Below are 16,872 nucleotides of genomic sequence, written 5' to 3'. Positions count from 1 at the left end.
CTGATGTGGCGGCCGGGTCGGCCGCTGTCAAAACCTCGGCGGACTTGTCGCTCCCCCGGGCCGACGATGTCATCGCCGGTTCTTGGCCGGTCGGCCGGTTGCCGCGCGCTTGGCTCCGCGTTTCGCCACGACCACGGTTGCGGGCGGAGTCAAATAGTTCACGCCACATTTCACCACCCTTACGTCCACAGCACCGAGTGAGTTGAGTGCCCGACGGTGTTCGACGATCTCATCGGCCGCTCGCTCCCCCTTGAGAGCCAGCATCCGTCCGTCGACTTTGAGGAGCGGCAGGCTCCACTTCGCCAGTTTGTCGAGGGCGGCCACCGCTCGCGAGGTGACGACGTCGAGCTCTCCTGCCTCCGCCCGGACCGTGCGCTCCTCGGCGCGACCCCGAATCACGGTGACGTCGATGCCGAGCTCGGTGACTACCTCCCGGAGGAAGTCTGCGCGGCGCAGCAGCGGCTCGATCAGGACCACGTGAACATCGGGCCGCGCCAACGCCAATGGGATGCCCGGGAGCCCGGCTCCACTGCCGATATCGCCGATTCGTTCGCCGCTGGAGACCAACTCACCTATAGCGGCGCAATTCATCACGTGACGGTCCCACAACCGGCCCACTTCCGACGGGCCGATCAGTCCGCGCTCGATTCCGTCGCCGGCGAGGATCTCGGCATAGCGGTGCGCGAGCTCGGCCCGCTCACCGAAAACGTCGACGGCGGCGGCCGGTGGGGATGGGGCTTCACCATGTTTCACGTGAAACGGCCTCCACTTTCCCCGCCAGCTCGCCGCCGACGAACAACATCGATGTAATTAAGGTGCTCAATCGAGCAGCACAACCACCCGGCGCGACGGCTCGACGCCCTCGCTCTCGCTGTGGACGCCGTCCACGGCCGCCACGGCGTCGTGCACGATCTTGCGCTCGAACGGCGTCATCGGAGACAGCTCTTCGCGCTCACCCGACGCCAGCACCCGCTCGGCCACCTTCTTGCCCAGCGCAGCCAGTTCATCACGACGCTGGCGACGCCACCGGGCGATGTCCAGCATCAACCGGCTGCGTTCGCCGGTCTTCTGGTGCACGGCCAGCCGGGTCAGCTCCTGAAGCGCGTCCAGCACCTCGCCCTTGCGTCCCACGAGCTTGCTCAGATCGTTGCCGCCGTCGATGCTGACGACCGCACGGTCGCCTTCGACGTCCAGATCGATGTCACCATCGAAGTCCAGCAGATCGAGGAGTTCCTCGAGGTAGTCGCCGGCGATCTCGCCTTCGGCGACCAGTCGCTCCTCGAGATCGTCGTTCTTGCTTGCAGGAGCGGCCTCGGCCGTCGTCGGGGCCGGGGCCTCCGCCTGCGTTTCTGTGTCTGTCATATCCCTGCCTTCTCCCTCTTGCACCGGCCGTCGCTCAGGGTCTTTACCCTCTGACCGGTCAACGCTTCTTCTTGTTGGGCTTGGCGCCCGGCGCCGGCTTGGACCCGGCCGCACCGGATTCCGTGCCGTCGAGCTCTGTTCCGGTCTGTTCGACGTCGGTACCCGAGCTGGCCGGGGCAGCCTGCGGATTGCCCTTCTTGGACCGGTTCGGCTTCACACCGGGTGCCGGGGCATTGGCGGAACGGCGCGCGATCGCCTGTTCCTTCTCCTCCGCCTCACGCTTCTCGATCCGGTTGAACACCACGTGCTGCTGGCCGTAGGTCCAGATGTTGTTGGCCACCCAGTACATGAGAATGGCGATCGGCAGGAACGGACCGGACACCACGACACCCAACGGGAACACGTACAGCGCCAGCTTGTTCATCAGCTGGGTCTGCGGGTTCTGCTGGGCTTCCAGGCTCTGCCGGGCCACCGACGCGCGGCTGTTCATGTGGGTCGCGATACCCGAGACGATCATCAGCGGAATGCCGACGAGGATCACCGACATGCGATCGAAGTGCGCGAACGCCTTGAGGCTCTCACCGGTCTGAATCATGGTGGCGCCCAACGGCGCACCGAACAGATCGGTGTTCAGGAAGTGGCTGACGTCGGTGGCGCTGAAGAAGTAGTTGCCGATCGACCGGTTCTGCTCGATGGACAGCGCCTGGGCACCGATGCCCATCCCGGCGCCCTCCGTGCGGTTGAACGAGCGCAGCACGTGGAACAGGCCCAGGAACACCGGAATCTGCGCCAGCATCGGCAGACAGCCCAGGAGCGGGTTGAAACCGTGTTCGCTCTGCAGCTTCTGCATCTCGAGTGCGAGCCGCTGGCGGTCCTTGCCGTACTTCTTCTGCAGTTCCTTGATCTGGGGCTGCAGTTCCTGCATCTGCCGGGTGGTCTCGATCTGGCGGACGAACGGCCGGTACAGGATGGCGCGCAGGGTGAACACCAGGAACATCACCGACAGGCCCCAGGCGAAGAAGTTCTCCGCACCCAGGATCGCGCCGAAAAGCTTGTACCAGAGCCACATGATCCCGGATACCGGGTAATAGATGTAGTCCAGACTGAACCAGTTAAAAGACAAGCGAATCGCTCCTTGACTGCGCGGCGGTTGCCGCGGACCGTCTTTCGGGAATGGGGTCCCATCCCCCGTGATGCCACGGGCCACACTTGGCCAGCCGGACTGTCGTCAGCCAACAACCACGGAACAATCCGTGTTCGGTGAGTGCCTCGACGGCGTACTGGCTACAGGTGGGGCTGAACCGGCAGCTGGGCAGACGCATCGGCGACACCATGTTGCGGTACAGCTCGATGAGAAAGATCAGCCCGCGGGCCAGCCGCTGACTCATGGCCGGGATCCGGACTTCGCGTGAGCGCGCTGCACTGCGACTCGCAGTTCGTCCTGCAGCGTGGCGGTGGCAGCTTCGCGACTGCCGGGCAGGGCCCGGATCACCAGCAGCTCACCGGACTGCAGCTCGGCCAGCAGATCCCGGCTGGCATGACGGAGCTGACGGGACACCCGGTGTCGCTGGACGGCGTTGCCGACCGATTTACCTACGACCAGACCGACTTTCGGCGCCTGCTCGGTGTTTGACTCGGCATCGCCAAAATCTCGTGGTGCCAATGAGTGCACCACGAGATCCCGTTGCGCCGAGCGCACACCGCGGCTCACGGTGACTCGAAAGTCTGTCGAGCGCGTCATCCGGTTACGAGCCGGAAGCACGGTGCTTCGATCCTGCGTCAGGTCACGCAGTGAGAGAGCGACGGCCCTTGCCGCGACGTGCCGACACGATGGCGCGGCCGGCACGGGTCCGCATACGCAGACGGAAGCCGTGCACACGAGCCCGACGGCGGTTGTTCGGCTGGAAAGTCCGCTTGCCCTTGGCCACGGCTATATCTCCTCAACTATGTGACGCCCGCACTCGCCACCGACATGAACGAGTCATGCCGGTGGGCACGGTCGTCGCTGGTAAGCGCACGCATCTTGCTTGCTAGCCGGCGCGGTACCGATCGAAGTTCGTGGCAGAACTTCCCCGGTCGCAGCCGTATCACCACGTGTGGGCGACTGTTCGAGGGTACTGATCTGAATTCTCCGGGTCAAACCTCGCTGTCGCACGTCAGCAACCGTTACCGCTTCGTAGCGAGAAGCGAGGCGGATCGCACATGAGTTCGTCACAGTTGTCCCACTCGCAACGTGGCAAGCCGACACGCCCAAGAACCTCGAACCAATGTTGCCGAACGGTTGGCGGACGAACCGAAAACTTGTTAGCTTCTGCCAATGCCGTTGCACGACGGCGCCAGACAACAAGCCAGAGAGGTCCCGACGCTACGAGCCCACAGACGTTCCTGTGACGAGCCTCAGCGCGCGGGCTTCCTGCATGCAAAACACGAGCACGACGGCACTCTCCTACTTTGTCCACAGTCTGTGGATAACTATGTGGACAGATTGTCGTCGTTTTATTGAGCCGCCGGTCAGGCGGTTGCGAGGGGGTAGTAGTCGTTGACCGCTAACCCCAGTGCATCGTTCACCGACATCTGGAAAAGCGTGGTCGCCGAACTCAACGGTGACCTCGGCGGCACCACGACGCTGACCGCCCAACAACGGGCCTGGTTGCGCATGGTTCAGCCGCTGGTGCTGACCGAGGGTTTCGCGTTGCTGTCGGTGCCCACGCAGTTCGTGCAGAACGAGATCGAACGGCACCTGCGCGAACCGATCATCGCCGCGCTGAGCCGGCACCTCGGACAACGCGTCGATCTCGGTGTCCGCATCGCGGTCCCGGAGACCGACGACCGGCCGGTGGCCACGGAAGCCCCCGAAGCCGACACGCCCGAACCCGAACCAGCCGCCGTCGCCGACGACTTGGACGACGACGCCGACGAGCTGTCCAGTGCCGAGGAGACCTGGCCCCGGTACTTCAACCGGCCGCCCGCGGACGAATCGGCCGATCTGAGCCTTAACCGGCGCTACACCTTCGACACATTTGTCATCGGCGCCTCCAACCGGTTCGCGCACGCCGCGACACTGGCGATCGCCGAGGCGCCGGCCCGGGCCTACAACCCGCTGTTCATCTGGGGTGAATCCGGTCTGGGCAAGACGCACCTGCTGCACGCGGCGGGCAATTACGCGCAGAAGCTGTTCCCCGGCATGCGGGTCAAGTACGTCTCGACCGAGCAGTTCACCAACGACTTCATCAACTCGCTACGGGACGACCGGACCGCGTCGTTCAAACGCAGCTTCCGCGACATCGACGTCCTGCTGGTCGACGACATCCAGTTCATCGAAGGCAAGGAAAGCACTCAGGAAGAGTTCTTCCACACCTTCAACACGCTGCACAACGCGAACAAGCAGATCGTCATCTCGTCGGACCGGCCGCCGAAACAGCTTGCGACGCTGGAAGACCGGCTGCGGACCCGGTTCGAATGGGGTCTGATCACCGACGTTCAGCCGCCCGAGCTGGAGACCCGCATCGCGATCCTGCGCAAGAAGGCGCAGATGGATCGCCTGGATGTGCCGGACGACGTGCTCGAGCTCATCGCCAGCCGCATCGATCGCAACATCCGCGAGCTCGAGGGTGCGTTGATCCGCGTGACGGCGTTCGCGTCGCTGAACAAGACGATGATCGACAAGTCGCTGGCCGAGATCGTGCTGCGAGATCTCATCGCTGACGCCGGCACCACTCAGATCAGCATCGCCACGATCATGGCGGCCACGGCCGAGTACTTCGAGACCACCGTGGAGGAGCTCCGCGGCCCCGGTAAGACCCGCGCCGTCGCCCTGTCCCGGCAGATCGCCATGTATCTGTGCCGGGAGCTCACGGACCTGTCGTTGCCGCGGATCGGGCAGGCCTTCGGCCGCGACCACACTACGGTGATGTACGCCGAACGCAAGATCAAGAAGGAAATGGCCTCGCGGCGTGAGGTTTTCGATCACGTCAAGGAACTCACCACCCGGATCCGGCAGCGGTCCAAGCACTGAATCTGTCTTCTTCGGCACCGGCCCCGCAGGCGTGATCGCCTGGGGGCCGGTGTTGTTTTAGCGGGCCGTGAGTGGGGTACCCGAGCCCCAGATCCCCGGATCCAGCGTGATTAGTGCCCCTACGACCCGAATCTCAAAAAGATTTTTTTGGCATCACGAGCACCTCCAGCCACACGACGGGGGTGTGCACAGCGCTGTGTACTACATGGGATAAACCCTGGGATTCTGCTCAGAACAATCCACATGGCCGGATCGCTCCACAAATACAAGGATTGGATTAACGCCGCGTGCACAGTCTGCGCACAGGGCGGGATCCCGCCGCTGAGGCCCGGACCAGCAACTCAGTGGATCCATCCACAGCGTGCACAACCCCTATTACTAATACCTTTAGATCCCTATGGATCTTCTTCTAAAAGCAGTCCGTTGGGGAAACTCCCCGTGGACAACCGGATCCCGACGGGATTCCGGGGGTCGTCACAGGCTGCGCGGGCTGATCGTTTAGCTTTCAACTTCACGCGGAACGCTCTACGGTGTTCTTCGATAGCCGGAACCAACGCCGATGCGTGTTGTTCACGCCTCACGGCGGGATCCGGCAGGTAAGCGTGGTGGGGTAACAGCGAAGGGACGCTATGGACGTGGCGACGACAGCCGGTCTGACCGATTTGAAGTTCCGTCTCGTTCGGGAAGACTTCGCCGACGCCGTGGCCTGGGTGGCCCGGATCCTGCCGTCCCGGCCGTTGAACCCGGTCCTGGCCGGTGTGCTGCTGACCGGCTCCGACGACGGTCTGACCATCTCCGGATACGACTACGAGGTGTCGGCCGAGGTGCGCGTGGCGGCTGAAATCGCGTCTCCTGGCAGTGTTTTGGTTTCGGGCAAGCTGCTCTCGGACATCACCCGCGCACTGCCGGCCAAGCCGGTGGAACTCAGCGTCGAAGGCACCCGCGTGGCGCTGAGCTGCGGTAGCGCCCGCTTCTCCCTGCCGACCATGGCGGTCGAGGACTACCCGGCGCTGCCGGCGCTGCCGGATGAGACCGGCATCGTGCCCGCCAACGTCTTCGCCGAGGCCATCGGTCAGGTGGCGGTCGCCGCCGGCCGCGACGACACCCTGCCGATGCTGACCGGTGTGCGCGTCGAGATCTCGGGCGAGAAGGTCGTGCTGGCCGCCACCGACCGGTTCCGGCTCGCGGTGCGTGAACTGACCTGGAACTCGGCGGTGCCGGATCTCGAAGCGGCCGTGCTGGTTCCGGCGAAGACGCTGGCCGAGTCCGCGAAGTCGGGAGCCGACGGCACCGAGGTGCACCTGTCGCTCGGTGCCGGTCAGGCCGTCGGCAAGGACGGCATGCTGGGTATCCGCAGCAATGGCAAGCGCACCACCACGCGTCTGCTCGACGCCGAGTTCCCGAAATTCCGCCAGCTGCTGCCGGCGGAGCACACCGCGGTGGCCACCATCGGTGTCGCCGAGCTCGCCGAGGCCATCAAGCGTGTCGCGCTGGTCGCCGATCGTGGTGCCCAGGTCCGCATGGAGTTCGCCGACGACATCCTGCGCCTGTCGGCCGGTGCCGACGACGTCGGTCGCGCCGAGGAAGACCTGCCGGTCGAGTTCTACGGTGAGCCGTTGACCATCGCGTTCAACCCGACCTACCTCACCGACGGCCTGGGTTCTTTACATGCCGATCGTGTGACGTTCGGGTTCACGACGCCCAGCAAGCCTGCAGTGTTGCGTCCCGCCGGGGAGAATCAGTACTCGGGATCCGGTCCGTTCCCCGCCGGGGACACCGACTATGTGTACCTGCTGATGCCGGTGCGCCTGCCGGGCTGACCGGAACACGACAGCGGAGGAAGCACTGATGCAACTGGGGTTGATCGGCCTCGGAAAAATGGGCTTCAACATGCGCGAGCGTCTGCGCGGTGGCGGCCACGAAGTCATCGGATACGACCCGCGGCCGGAAGTCAGCGACGTACCGTCGCTCGCTGCGCTCGCCGAGCAGCTCGAGGCCCCGCGCGTGGTGTGGGTCATGGTGCCCTCGGGTGAGATCACCCGGGAGACCATCGAGGATCTCGCGAACGTGCTCAGCTCCGGCGACCTGGTGATCGACGGCGGCAACTCTCGCTACACCGAAGACGCCGTGCATGCAAAGTTGTTGGCGGACAAGGGAATCGGATTCATCGACGCCGGGGTTTCCGGTGGCGTCTGGGGCCTGACCGAAGGCTATGGCCTGATGGTGGGCGGCAGTGACGAGGACGTCGCTCGCGTCATGCCGATCTTCGAGACGCTGCGGCCCGAGGGAGATCTCGCCGACGGCTTCGTCCATGCCGGTCCGGTCGGCGCCGGCCACTTCGCCAAGATGGTGCACAACGGCGTGGAGTACGCGCTGATGACCGCCTACGGCGAGGGTTACGAGATGCTTGCCGCGTCGGACCTGATCAAGGACCCGCAGGCCGTCTACCAGGCCTGGACCAACGGCACCGTCGTGCGGTCGTGGCTGCAGCAGCTGCTGGCCAAGGCGCTGAAGGAAGATCCCCAGCTGGCCGACATCAGCGGCTACACCGAGGATTCCGGTGAGGGCCGGTGGACGGTCGAGGAGGCCATCCGGCTGCGGGTGCCGGTACCGAGCATCGCAGCCTCGCTGTTCGCCCGGTTCCTGTCCCGGCAGGACGACTCCCCGACCATGAAAGCCGTTGCGGCACTTCGTAACCAGTTCGGTGGCCACGCCGTCCAGAGGGTCAGTAAGTCCGGCTAGGTGTTTGTTCGACAGCTCAGTCTGACCGACTTCCGGTCGTGGCCGCGGCTCGACCTGGAATTGGCACCGGGTCGGACCGTGTTCGTCGGCCAGAACGGCTTCGGCAAGACCAATATCGTTGAGGCCCTGTGGTATACGGCCACGCTCGGGTCTCACCGCGTCGCCTCGGACGCCCCGCTCATCCGGTCCGGATGTGAGCGCGCCGTCGTCTCCACCATCGTCGTCAACGACGGCCGCGAGCTGGCGGTGGATCTCGACATCACGGCCGGCCGGGCCAACAAGGCCCGGCTGAACCGCTCCCCAGTCCGGTCCGCGCGCGAAATTCTCGGCGCCCTGCGGGCGGTGTTGTTCGCACCGGAGGACTTGTCGTTGGTCCGCGGCGATCCCGGGGAGCGCCGGCGTTACCTCGATGAACTCGCCAGCACCCGCCGTCCCCGGCTGGGTGGGGTGCGGGCGGATTACGAAAAAGTGGTGCGGCAGCGCACCGCGCTCCTGAAATCCGCGGGCGCCAGCCGTTTTCGGGGTGCGGATTCCGGCGCGCTCGAGACCCTCGACGTGTGGGACGGTCACCTGGCCAGCCACGGTGCCGAGCTGATCGCCGCGCGGGTGAACCTGATCAACGAATTACATCCGGAGATCACTAAGGCCTATCACCTGCTGGCACCCGCGTCGCGGCCCGCATCGGTCCGCTACCGCAGTTCGGTCGAGGCCATCGAAGAACAGGCCGGCACCGGATCCGTCGACGTCGCGGCCTACCAGAGCGCCCTGCTCGACGAACTCGCCCGCCGCCGGTCCGCCGAACTCGAGCGCGGGGTGTGCCTGGTCGGGCCGCACCGCGATGACCTCGAGCTGCGCCTCGGCGACCAGCTCGCGAAAGGTTTTGCCAGCCACGGCGAATCGTGGTCGATGGCGCTGGCACTGCGCCTGGGCGCCTACGAACTACTGCGGACCGACGGCACCGACCCGGTGCTGCTCCTCGATGACGTGTTCGCCGAACTCGATTCGGCACGCCGGCGAGCGCTCGCCGACGTGGCACAATCGGCTGAGCAGGTTTTGGTCACCGCGGCGGTGCCCGACGACATTCCCCAGGACTGGGACGGCACCCGGGTCAATGTGGTGATGCGTGACGACGACGGCGGACGGATTTCGGTGGTGGACTCGTGAGTGAAGAGCCTCAGAAACCGGACATGCCCGAAAGTGCCTTCCCGCCACCGCATCTCGCCCATCTCAAGGGCATGGATCTGGTGCGCCGCACGCTGGAGGAAGCCCGGGGCGCGGCCCGCAGCCAAGGAAAAGATGTCGGTCGCGGCCGTAGTGCGCCGGTCTCGAAAACCCGCCGCGGCGGTGGTCGGCGCACCTGGTCCGGACCCGGGCCCGATCGCCGGGATCCGCAGTTGCTGGGTTCGGCGACCATGGACCTGGCCCGCAGCCGCGGCTGGTCGGGCCGGATGGCCGAAGGGTCGGTGTTCGGCCAGTGGTCGACGGTCGTCGGTGACCAGATCGCCGAGCACGCCTCCCCCACGTCGCTGCGCGAGGGCGTTCTCACGGTGACGGCCGAATCCACGGCCTGGGCGACGCAGCTGCGGATGGTGCAGTCGCAGATTTTGGCCAAGATCGCCGCATCCGTCGGCGACGGCGTCGTCACGTCGCTGAAGATCCTGGGTCCGTCAGGTCCGACGTGGCAGAAGGGCCCGCGGAATTTCGGTGCCCGCGGACCGCGCGACACCTTCGGCTGACGCCAAACTTGGGCGTCGCTCAGCGCGCCGATGAGTCTCAGATGACGCCCCTGGAGCGTCCGGACGCGACATCACCCGAGAAATTCCCCGCACGGCGCGAACAGACGTGTCAAAACGCTGTCAGAAAGTCAGTGCCGTCCGTACCTACCGGTAGACTGTCGACAGATCTGAGAGCGGTGTCCTCACCGCCCCCTCGAACCCCAAGGAGACGCGTTCGACGTGGCTGCCCAAAAGAAGGATGCGCCGGCTGAGTACGGTGCCGATTCGATCAAGGTCCTCGAAGGTCTGGAAGCGGTCCGCAAGCGTCCCGGTATGTACATCGGCTCCACCGGCGAGCGCGGTCTGCACCACCTGATCTGGGAAGTTGTGGACAACGCGGTCGACGAGGCGATGGCCGGTTTCGCGACCAAGGTCGACGTCCGCATCCTCGAGGACGGTGGCGTCCAGGTCACCGACGACGGCCGCGGTATCCCCGTCGCGATGCACGCCACCGGTATCCCGACCGTCGACGTCGTCATGACGGTGCTGCACGCCGGCGGCAAGTTCGAGGAAGGCGCCTACCAGGTATCCGGTGGTCTGCACGGCGTCGGTGTCTCCGTGGTCAACGCCCTGTCGACGCGGCTCGAGGCCGACATCCACAAGGACGGCTTCGAGTGGCACCAGACCTATGACAAGTCCGTCCCCGGCACACTGCGCAAGGGCGAGCCGTCCAAGAAGACCGGTACCACCATCCGCTTCTGGGCCGACCCGGACATCTTCGAGACCACGGTCTACGACTTCGAGACCATCGCCCGCCGCCTGCAGGAGATGGCGTTCCTGAACAAGGGCCTCACCATCGAGCTGACCGACGAGCGCGTCGCCGCCGCCGCGGTCGTCGACGAGGTCGTCAGCGATCACGCCGAAGCGCCCAAGTCCGCCGAGGAGCAGGCCGCTGAAGCCGCCGCGCCGCAAAAGGTCAAGCACCGGACCTTCCACTACCCCGACGGTCTGGTCGACTTCGTCAAGCACATCAACCGCACCAAGAGCGCCATCCAGCAGAGCATCATCGACTTCGGTGGCAAGGGTGACGGCCACGAGGTCGAGATCGCGATGCAGTGGAACGCCGGCTACTCGGAGTCGGTACACACCTTCGCCAACACCATCAACACCCACGAGGGTGGTACGCACGAAGAAGGCTTCCGCGCCGCGCTGACCACGGTGGTCAACAAGTACGCGCGCGACAAGAAGCTGCTGAAGGAGAAGGAAGCCAACCTCACCGGTGACGACATCCGTGAAGGCCTCGCGGCCGTCGTCTCGGTGAAGGTCCGGCAACCCCAGTTCGAGGGCCAGACCAAGACCAAGCTGGGCAACACCGAGGTCAAGTCGTTCGTGCAGAAGATCTGTAACGAGCAGCTGACCCACTGGTTCGAGGCCAACCCGGCCGAGGCCAAAACGGTTGTCAACAAGGCGGTTTCGTCGGCGCAGGCCCGCGTCGCCGCGCGGAAGGCGCGGGAGCTGGTGCGCCGCAAGAGCGCGACCGACATCGGGGGTCTGCCCGGCAAGCTGGCCGACTGCCGCTCCACCGACCCGACGAAGTCGGAACTGTATGTGGTGGAGGGCGATTCGGCCGGTGGCTCGGCCAAGAGTGGCCGGGACTCGATGTTCCAGGCAATCCTGCCGCTGCGCGGCAAGATCATCAACGTCGAGAAGGCGCGCATCGACCGCGTGCTGAAGAACAACGAGGTCCAGGCCATCATCACGGCCCTGGGAACCGGTATCCACGACGAGTTCGACATCTCCAAGCTGCGGTATCACAAGATCGTGCTGATGGCCGACGCCGACGTCGACGGCCAGCACATCTCGACGCTGCTGCTGACCCTGCTGTTCCGCTTCATGAAGCCGCTGGTGGAAAACGGCCACATCTTCCTGGCGCAGCCGCCGCTGTACAAGCTGAAATGGCAACGCAGCGAACCGGAGTTCGCCTACTCGGACCGCGAGCGCGACGGCCTGCTCGAGGCCGGCAAGAAGGCCGGTAAGCGCATCAACACCGACGACGGCATCCAGCGCTACAAGGGTCTGGGTGAGATGGACGCCAAGGAGCTGTGGGAGACCACCATGGATCCGTCCATCCGGGTGCTGCGCCAGGTCACCCTCGACGACGCCGCGGCTGCCGACGAACTGTTCTCGATCCTGATGGGCGAGGACGTCGAGGCGCGCCGCAGCTTCATCACCCGGAACGCGAAAGACGTTCGCTTCCTTGATGTTTAGCAAACCGCCAAAGCGAAACGCGGCGAATCCGGCCCAGCTCGGCCGTCAAAAATCGATGTTTAACGTGAAACAATCCGCAGAAGGAATTCGATGACCGACACCCTGCCTCCCGAAGGCGATCGGATCGAACCGGTCGACATCCAGCAGGAGATGCAGCGCAGCTACATCGATTACGCCATGAGCGTCATCGTGGGCCGCGCCCTCCCCGAGGTCCGCGACGGCCTCAAGCCGGTGCACCGCCGCGTGCTCTACGCCATGTACGACTCCGGGTTCCGGCCGGACCGCTCGCACGCCAAGTCGGCGCGTTCGGTCGCCGAGACCATGGGTAACTACCACCCGCACGGTGACGCCTCGATCTACGACACCCTGGTCCGCATGGCCCAGCCCTGGTCGCTGCGCTATCCGCTGGTCGACGGTCAGGGCAACTTCGGCTCGCCGGGTAACGACCCCGCGGCCGCCATGCGTTACACCGAGGCCCGGCTCACCCCGCTGGCCATGGAGATGCTGCGTGAAATCGACGAGGAGACAGTCGATTTCATCCCCAACTACGACGGCCGCGTGCAAGAGCCGACCGTCCTGCCCAGCCGGTTCCCCAACCTGCTGGCCAACGGCTCCGGCGGTATCGCCGTCGGTATGGCCACCAACATCCCGCCGCACAACCTCCGCGAACTCACCGAGGCCGTGTACTGGTGCCTGGAGAACCACGAGGCCGACGAGGAGACCACCCTCGAAGCGGTGATGGAGCGGGTCAAGGGCCCGGACTTCCCCACCCACGGCCTGATCGTCGGATCCCAGGGCATCTCCGACACCTACAAGACCGGTCGCGGCTCCATCCGGATGCGCGGCGTCGTCGAGATCGAGGAAGACGCCAAGGGCCGCACCTCACTCGTCATCACCGAGCTGCCGTACCAGGTCAACCACGACAACTTCATCACCTCGATCGCCGAGCAGGTGCGCGACGGCAAGATCGGCGGCATCTCGAACATCGAGGACCAGTCCAGTGACCGCGTGGGTCTGCGGATCGTCGTCGACCTCAAGCGCGACGCCGTCGCCAAGGTGGTGCTGAACAACCTCTACAAGCACACCCAGCTGCAGACCAGCTTCGGTGCCAACATGCTGTCGATCGTCGACGGTGTGCCGCGCACCCTGCGGCTGGACCAGATGATCCGGTACTACGTCGCCCATCAGCTCGACGTCATCATCCGCCGCACGCGGTACCGGTTGCGCAAGGCCAACGAGCGCGCCCACATCTTGCGCGGTCTGGTGAAAGCCCTTGACGCACTTGATGAAGTCATCGCGCTGATCCGCGCGTCGGCCAACGCCGACGCCGCCCGGGCGGGCTTGATGGAGCTGCTCGACGTCGACGAGATCCAGGCCCAGGCCATCCTCGACATGCAGCTGCGTCGTCTGGCCGCCCTGGAACGTCAGCGCATCATCGACGACCTCGCCAAGATCGAGGCCGAGATCGCCGACCTCGAGGACATCCTGGCCAAGCCCGAGCGGCAGCGTGCCATCGTCCGCGACGAGCTCAAGGAGCTCGCCGACAAGTACGGCGACGACCGTCGTACCCGGATCATCGCGGCCGACGGCGACGTCACCGACGAGGACCTGATCCAGCGCGAGGACGTCGTCGTCACCATCACCGAGACCGGCTACGCCAAGCGCACCAAGACCGACCTCTACCGCAGCCAAAAGCGCGGCGGTAAGGGCGTGCAGGGCGCCGGGCTCAAGCAGGACGACATCGTCAACCACTTCTTCGTGTGCTCCACGCACGACTGGATCCTGTTCTTCACGACGCAGGGCCGGGTGTACCGGGCCAAGGCCTACGACCTGCCCGAGGCCTCGCGGACCGCGCGCGGTCAGCACGTGGCGAACCTGCTGGCCTTCCAGCCGGAGGAGCGCATCGCCCAGGTCATCCAGATCAAGAGCTACGAGGACGCGCCCTACCTGGTGCTCGCCACCCGCAACGGTCTGGTGAAGAAGTCCAAGCTGGCCGACTTCGACTCGAACCGCTCCGGCGGCATCGTCGCGATCAACCTGCGCGACGGCGACGAACTCGTCGGTGCCGTGCTGTGCTCCGCCGAGGAGGACCTGCTGCTGGTGTCCGCCAAGGGCCAGTCCATCCGGTTCTCCGCGACCGACGAGGCACTGCGGCCGATGGGCCGCGCCACCTCGGGTGTGCAGGGCATGCGATTCAACGAGGACGACCGTTTGCTGTCGCTCAATGTCGTGGTGCCGGACACCTACCTGTTGGTCGCGACGTCGGGCGGTTACGCCAAGCGGACGGCCATCGACGAGTACACGGCGCAAGGCCGCGGCGGCAAGGGCATCCTCACGATCCAGTACGACCCCAAGCGTGGCAGTCTGGTCGGTGCGTTGATCGTCGATGACGACACCGAGTTGTACGCCATCACCTCCGGCGGTGGTGTCATCCGGACCGCGGCACGTCAGGTGCGCAAGGCCGGACGGCAGACCAAGGGTGTGCGGTTGATGAACCTGGGTGAGGGCGACACACTGATTGCCGTCGCGCGCAACGCCGAAGAGGCCGAAGGTGGCGACGAGACCGACACCGAGGTCGACACCGCGACCGAGACCGAGACCGACGAGACGTAGTGCTGCGACTGTCCCCAGCCGCCCTGATTGAAGGAGCCGCCAGGTGAGTTCCCCGAACGAGCCGGGATACACCCGTACCGGTGACGGACCCGCGAGCAACAACGGGCCGGCCACCGGATCGGGTGGCGGCGCCCATGCGGCCGACCCGGGCGGCGACACCCCGCCCTGGCAGCGCACGCGCAGCGGGGCTCAGGCGGACGCCCCTGCGGCCGGTGGGCAGAGCCTGGACGAGCGGCTGAACCGGTTCGTCAGCGGCAGTGGATCGGCATCGTCGTTGGGTGGCGGTTCGCCGTCCGAGGCGGAGACGACCATCACGCCGGCCATCACTCCTGACACCCCGCCGGTACCCCCGGTGCCGGCGGCGGCACCGTCGTCGTCGCCGGCGGTGACCCCGCAGGGCAATGTGCCGCCGAAGCCGGTCCGCACGGCCGAGACGGTCCGGACGGAAACCCGGCCCGAGGCCGCGTACGCCAGCGAGATCCCGGACCTGTCCCGTCAGCCGCAGCGCCGCGCGGGCGAACCGCGGGAGCCGCGCAGCACCGCCGCGACGGTCTCGCCGGCCCCGGCGCGTTCGGGGGCGCCGCGCAGCCGCGCGGGTGCCCGGCAGGACGGTCCGGTGCGGGCCAGCATGCAGGTGCGCCGCGTCGACCCGTGGAGTGTGCTGAAGGTCTCGCTGGTGCTGTCGGTGGCGTTGTTCTTCGTCTGGATGATCGCCGTCGCGTTCCTGTACCTCGTCCTCGGTGGCATGGGTGTGTGGAGCAAGCTCAACAGCAACGTCGGCGATCTGCTCACCAGCGGTGGCGGCAGCGGTGGTGAATTGGTTTCTGCCAGTACGATTTTCGGCGGCGCAACCCTCATCGGGTTGGTCAACATCGTGCTGCTGACGGCGATGGCCACGGCTGCGGCGTTCGTCTACAACCTGACCACGGATCTGGTCGGCGGCGTCGAGGTGACGCTGGCGGACCGGGACTAGTCGGCAGGCCTGCGGCCGCGGCTGACGTCGCGTTTTGGGCGCAGAGGTACCCATACGGTAATCTCATCGCTCGGCCGCAAGGCCACTTTCGGGCCTATAGCTCAGGCGGTTAGAGCGCTTCGCTGATAACGAAGAGGTCGGAGGTTCGAGTCCTCCTAGGCCCACGGAAGTCGGTATCACCGACTCCCCCACCGGAAGGGTGCACCGTGAGATTGGTTCTGCTGGTGCTGGGTGCCTTGCTTGGAGTGGCCGCGGTAACCGTATGGCGGACCCAGCATGGCGCAGAGGTCTGGCATTCACTTCAATCGGACACCATCGAGGGGCCTTAGCTCAGTTGGTAGAGCGCTGCCTTTGCAAGGCAGATGTCAGGAGTTCGCGGTTTATCTCTAGGAGAGGTAGATGAAAGTGGGTGTGACCAGCGGTGATACCGCCACGGTCATATCCATGACGGGGCCATAGTTCAACGGTAGAACGGGGCCTTTGCAAGGCTCAAATCGGGGTTCGATTCCCCGTGGCTCCACCTTTGGTCGGTACGGCCGGCGGTGACACTACGCCCGTCTGATCCGCCCGATGCCGGGCAGGAACCGGTCGACAGCCTCACAGTAGTCGCGGTAGGCCTGGCCGTGGGTGGCGGTGAGGTAGGGCTCTTCGATCAGGCGGACCTGCAGTTGACTACCGATGATGATCATCACGACGCCGGCGAGTGCAATACCGTTGGGAACCGCAAAGGTTAGTCCGATAACCATGACGTTGATCGACGTGTAGATGGGGTTGCGCACGATCGCGAAAATGCCGGTGGTGACCAGTGGCGGGCGTTCGGTGGGGTCGACAGTGGTGCGCCACGAAGATCCCATTGCGCGTTGGGCGCCGAACGCGGCGAACACGCCCAGTGCGGCGAGCATGATGCCGGCGACGCGGCTGGGCCCGTGGTCCAACAGTGGCACTGGCTGCAGGCCCAGCAGTTCGGCGATGGGGGCGGCGATGCCGGGCAGCAGCATGCCGGAGGCCAGGGTTCCTCGGGCCCACCACTGTTTGGGTGTGCGAGGGATGCGGATGCCGCTGTCGCCGGTGCGATGGCGTTGAATACGGGCTCGCACGTAGCCGTCGAGCAGCCAGAAAGCCGCGACGAGGAGCAAGGCGATGATGGCGTACATCGCGGACATCGTGGTCGGCTTTCGTGGTCG

The 16,872-nt window shown here is 65.6% G+C and carries 15 protein-coding genes and 2 tRNA genes; 10 read left to right on the top strand and 7 right to left on the bottom strand.

Annotated elements, in window-relative coordinates:
• Positions 1 to 69: 69 nt before the first annotated feature.
• From rsmG to rpmH, 6 genes are all read right to left on the bottom strand, one after another.
• Entirely contained in the window at positions 70 to 753 is a 684-nt protein-coding gene (gene rsmG, locus ACJH6I_RS08815) for a 16S rRNA (guanine(527)-N(7))-methyltransferase RsmG (RefSeq protein ID WP_318985843.1), read from the bottom strand.
• A gap of 66 nt (positions 754 to 819) precedes the next feature.
• Positions 820 to 1,362 carry a R3H domain-containing nucleic acid-binding protein gene (locus tag ACJH6I_RS08810; RefSeq protein ID WP_020099890.1) on the bottom strand — a complete coding sequence of 181 codons (543 nt, stop codon included), beginning with the start codon at positions 1,360 to 1,362 and terminating at the stop codon, positions 820 to 822.
• Positions 1,363 to 1,420: 58 nt separating this feature from the next.
• Positions 1,421 to 2,431, bottom strand: coding sequence for a membrane protein insertase YidC (gene yidC, locus ACJH6I_RS08805; RefSeq protein WP_406783988.1), 1,011 nt, complete (start codon positions 2,429 to 2,431; stop codon positions 1,421 to 1,423).
• 43 nt (positions 2,432 to 2,474) lie between these two features.
• Positions 2,475 to 2,750, bottom strand: coding sequence for a membrane protein insertion efficiency factor YidD (gene yidD, locus ACJH6I_RS08800; protein ID WP_020099892.1), 276 nt, complete (start codon positions 2,748 to 2,750; stop codon positions 2,475 to 2,477).
• Positions 2,747 to 3,124 carry a ribonuclease P protein component gene (rnpA, locus tag ACJH6I_RS08795; protein ID WP_318985845.1) on the bottom strand — a complete coding sequence of 126 codons (378 nt, stop codon included), beginning with the start codon at positions 3,122 to 3,124 and terminating at the stop codon, positions 2,747 to 2,749. Before rnpA ends, yidD begins: the two co-directional genes overlap by 4 nt.
• Positions 3,125 to 3,146: 22 nt before the next feature.
• A complete protein-coding gene (gene rpmH / locus ACJH6I_RS08790) occupies positions 3,147 to 3,290 on the bottom strand; it encodes a 50S ribosomal protein L34 (protein ID WP_073695092.1) in 144 nt (47 codons plus the stop codon).
• 611 nt (positions 3,291 to 3,901) lie between these two features.
• Here rpmH and dnaA point away from each other — a divergent pair.
• The 10 genes from dnaA (at position 3,902) to ACJH6I_RS08740 (ending at position 16,208) form a co-directional block, all read left to right on the top strand.
• Positions 3,902 to 5,377, top strand: a complete 1,476-nt coding sequence (gene dnaA, locus ACJH6I_RS08785; RefSeq protein ID WP_318985846.1) for a chromosomal replication initiator protein DnaA — start codon at positions 3,902 to 3,904, stop codon at positions 5,375 to 5,377.
• A gap of 629 nt (positions 5,378 to 6,006) precedes the next feature.
• Positions 6,007 to 7,197, top strand: coding sequence for a DNA polymerase III subunit beta (gene dnaN / locus ACJH6I_RS08780; RefSeq protein WP_061006386.1), 1,191 nt, complete (start codon positions 6,007 to 6,009; stop codon positions 7,195 to 7,197).
• Positions 7,198 to 7,225: 28 nt separating this feature from the next.
• Positions 7,226 to 8,119: a phosphogluconate dehydrogenase (NAD(+)-dependent, decarboxylating) gene (gnd, locus tag ACJH6I_RS08775; RefSeq protein WP_318985847.1), complete on the top strand. Its 894-nt coding sequence runs from the start codon at positions 7,226 to 7,228 to the stop codon at positions 8,117 to 8,119.
• A complete protein-coding gene (gene recF, locus ACJH6I_RS08770) occupies positions 8,120 to 9,283 on the top strand; it encodes a DNA replication/repair protein RecF (protein ID WP_212807812.1) in 1,164 nt (387 codons plus the stop codon).
• Positions 9,284 to 9,306: 23 nt separating this feature from the next.
• On the top strand, positions 9,307 to 9,855 hold the full coding sequence (locus ACJH6I_RS08765; RefSeq protein ID WP_318985906.1) for a DUF721 family protein: 549 nt from the start codon (positions 9,307 to 9,309) through the stop codon (positions 9,853 to 9,855).
• 219 nt (positions 9,856 to 10,074) lie between these two features.
• The gene (gene gyrB, locus ACJH6I_RS08760) at positions 10,075 to 12,102 is read left to right on the top strand and encodes a DNA topoisomerase (ATP-hydrolyzing) subunit B (RefSeq protein WP_020099899.1); all 2,028 of its coding nucleotides are present in this window, start codon (positions 10,075 to 10,077) and stop codon (positions 12,100 to 12,102) included.
• Positions 12,103 to 12,192: 90 nt separating this feature from the next.
• Entirely contained in the window at positions 12,193 to 14,715 is a 2,523-nt protein-coding gene (gyrA, locus tag ACJH6I_RS08755; RefSeq protein ID WP_318985848.1) for a DNA gyrase subunit A, read from the top strand.
• Between the two features lie 43 nt (positions 14,716 to 14,758).
• A complete protein-coding gene (locus ACJH6I_RS08750; protein WP_318985849.1) occupies positions 14,759 to 15,688 on the top strand; it encodes a DUF3566 domain-containing protein in 930 nt (309 codons plus the stop codon).
• Between the two features lie 90 nt (positions 15,689 to 15,778).
• Positions 15,779 to 15,852: transfer RNA gene (locus ACJH6I_RS08745), tRNA-Ile, on the top strand.
• A 285-nt stretch (positions 15,853 to 16,137) separates the two neighbouring features.
• Positions 16,138 to 16,208, top strand: a tRNA-Ala gene (locus ACJH6I_RS08740).
• A 28-nt stretch (positions 16,209 to 16,236) separates the two neighbouring features.
• Here ACJH6I_RS08740 and ACJH6I_RS08735 read toward each other — a convergent pair.
• On the bottom strand, positions 16,237 to 16,842 hold the full coding sequence (locus tag ACJH6I_RS08735; RefSeq protein WP_197419930.1) for an isoprenylcysteine carboxylmethyltransferase family protein: 606 nt from the start codon (positions 16,840 to 16,842) through the stop codon (positions 16,237 to 16,239).
• Between the last annotated feature and the right edge of the window lie 30 nt (positions 16,843 to 16,872).

It is taken from the genome of Mycobacterium sp. SMC-13 (assembly GCF_045311035.1).
GTDB lineage: Bacteria > Actinomycetota > Actinomycetes > Mycobacteriales > Mycobacteriaceae > Mycobacterium.
This window is presented reverse-complemented; position numbering and strand designations above follow the sequence as displayed.

Excerpts from the sequence above, each read along its gene's own strand:
- gyrA (WP_318985848.1), top strand. The coding sequence starts at position 12,193 with ATGACCGACACCCTGCCTCCCGAAGGCGATCGGATCGAACCGGTCGAC.
- gnd (WP_318985847.1), top strand. The coding sequence starts at position 7,226 with ATGCAACTGGGGTTGATCGGCCTCGGAAAAATGGGCTTCAACATGCGC.
- ACJH6I_RS08765 (WP_318985906.1), top strand. The coding sequence starts at position 9,307 with ATGCCCGAAAGTGCCTTCCCGCCACCGCATCTCGCCCATCTCAAGGGC.
- ACJH6I_RS08810 (WP_020099890.1), bottom strand. The coding sequence starts at position 1,362 with ATGACAGACACAGAAACGCAGGCGGAGGCCCCGGCCCCGACGACGGCC.
- ACJH6I_RS08735 (WP_197419930.1), bottom strand. The coding sequence starts at position 16,842 with ATGTACGCCATCATCGCCTTGCTCCTCGTCGCGGCTTTCTGGCTGCTC.
- dnaN (WP_061006386.1), top strand. The coding sequence starts at position 6,007 with ATGGACGTGGCGACGACAGCCGGTCTGACCGATTTGAAGTTCCGTCTC.
- yidC (WP_406783988.1), bottom strand. The coding sequence starts at position 2,431 with ATGTGGCTCTGGTACAAGCTTTTCGGCGCGATCCTGGGTGCGGAGAAC.
- yidD (WP_020099892.1), bottom strand. The coding sequence starts at position 2,750 with ATGAGTCAGCGGCTGGCCCGCGGGCTGATCTTTCTCATCGAGCTGTAC.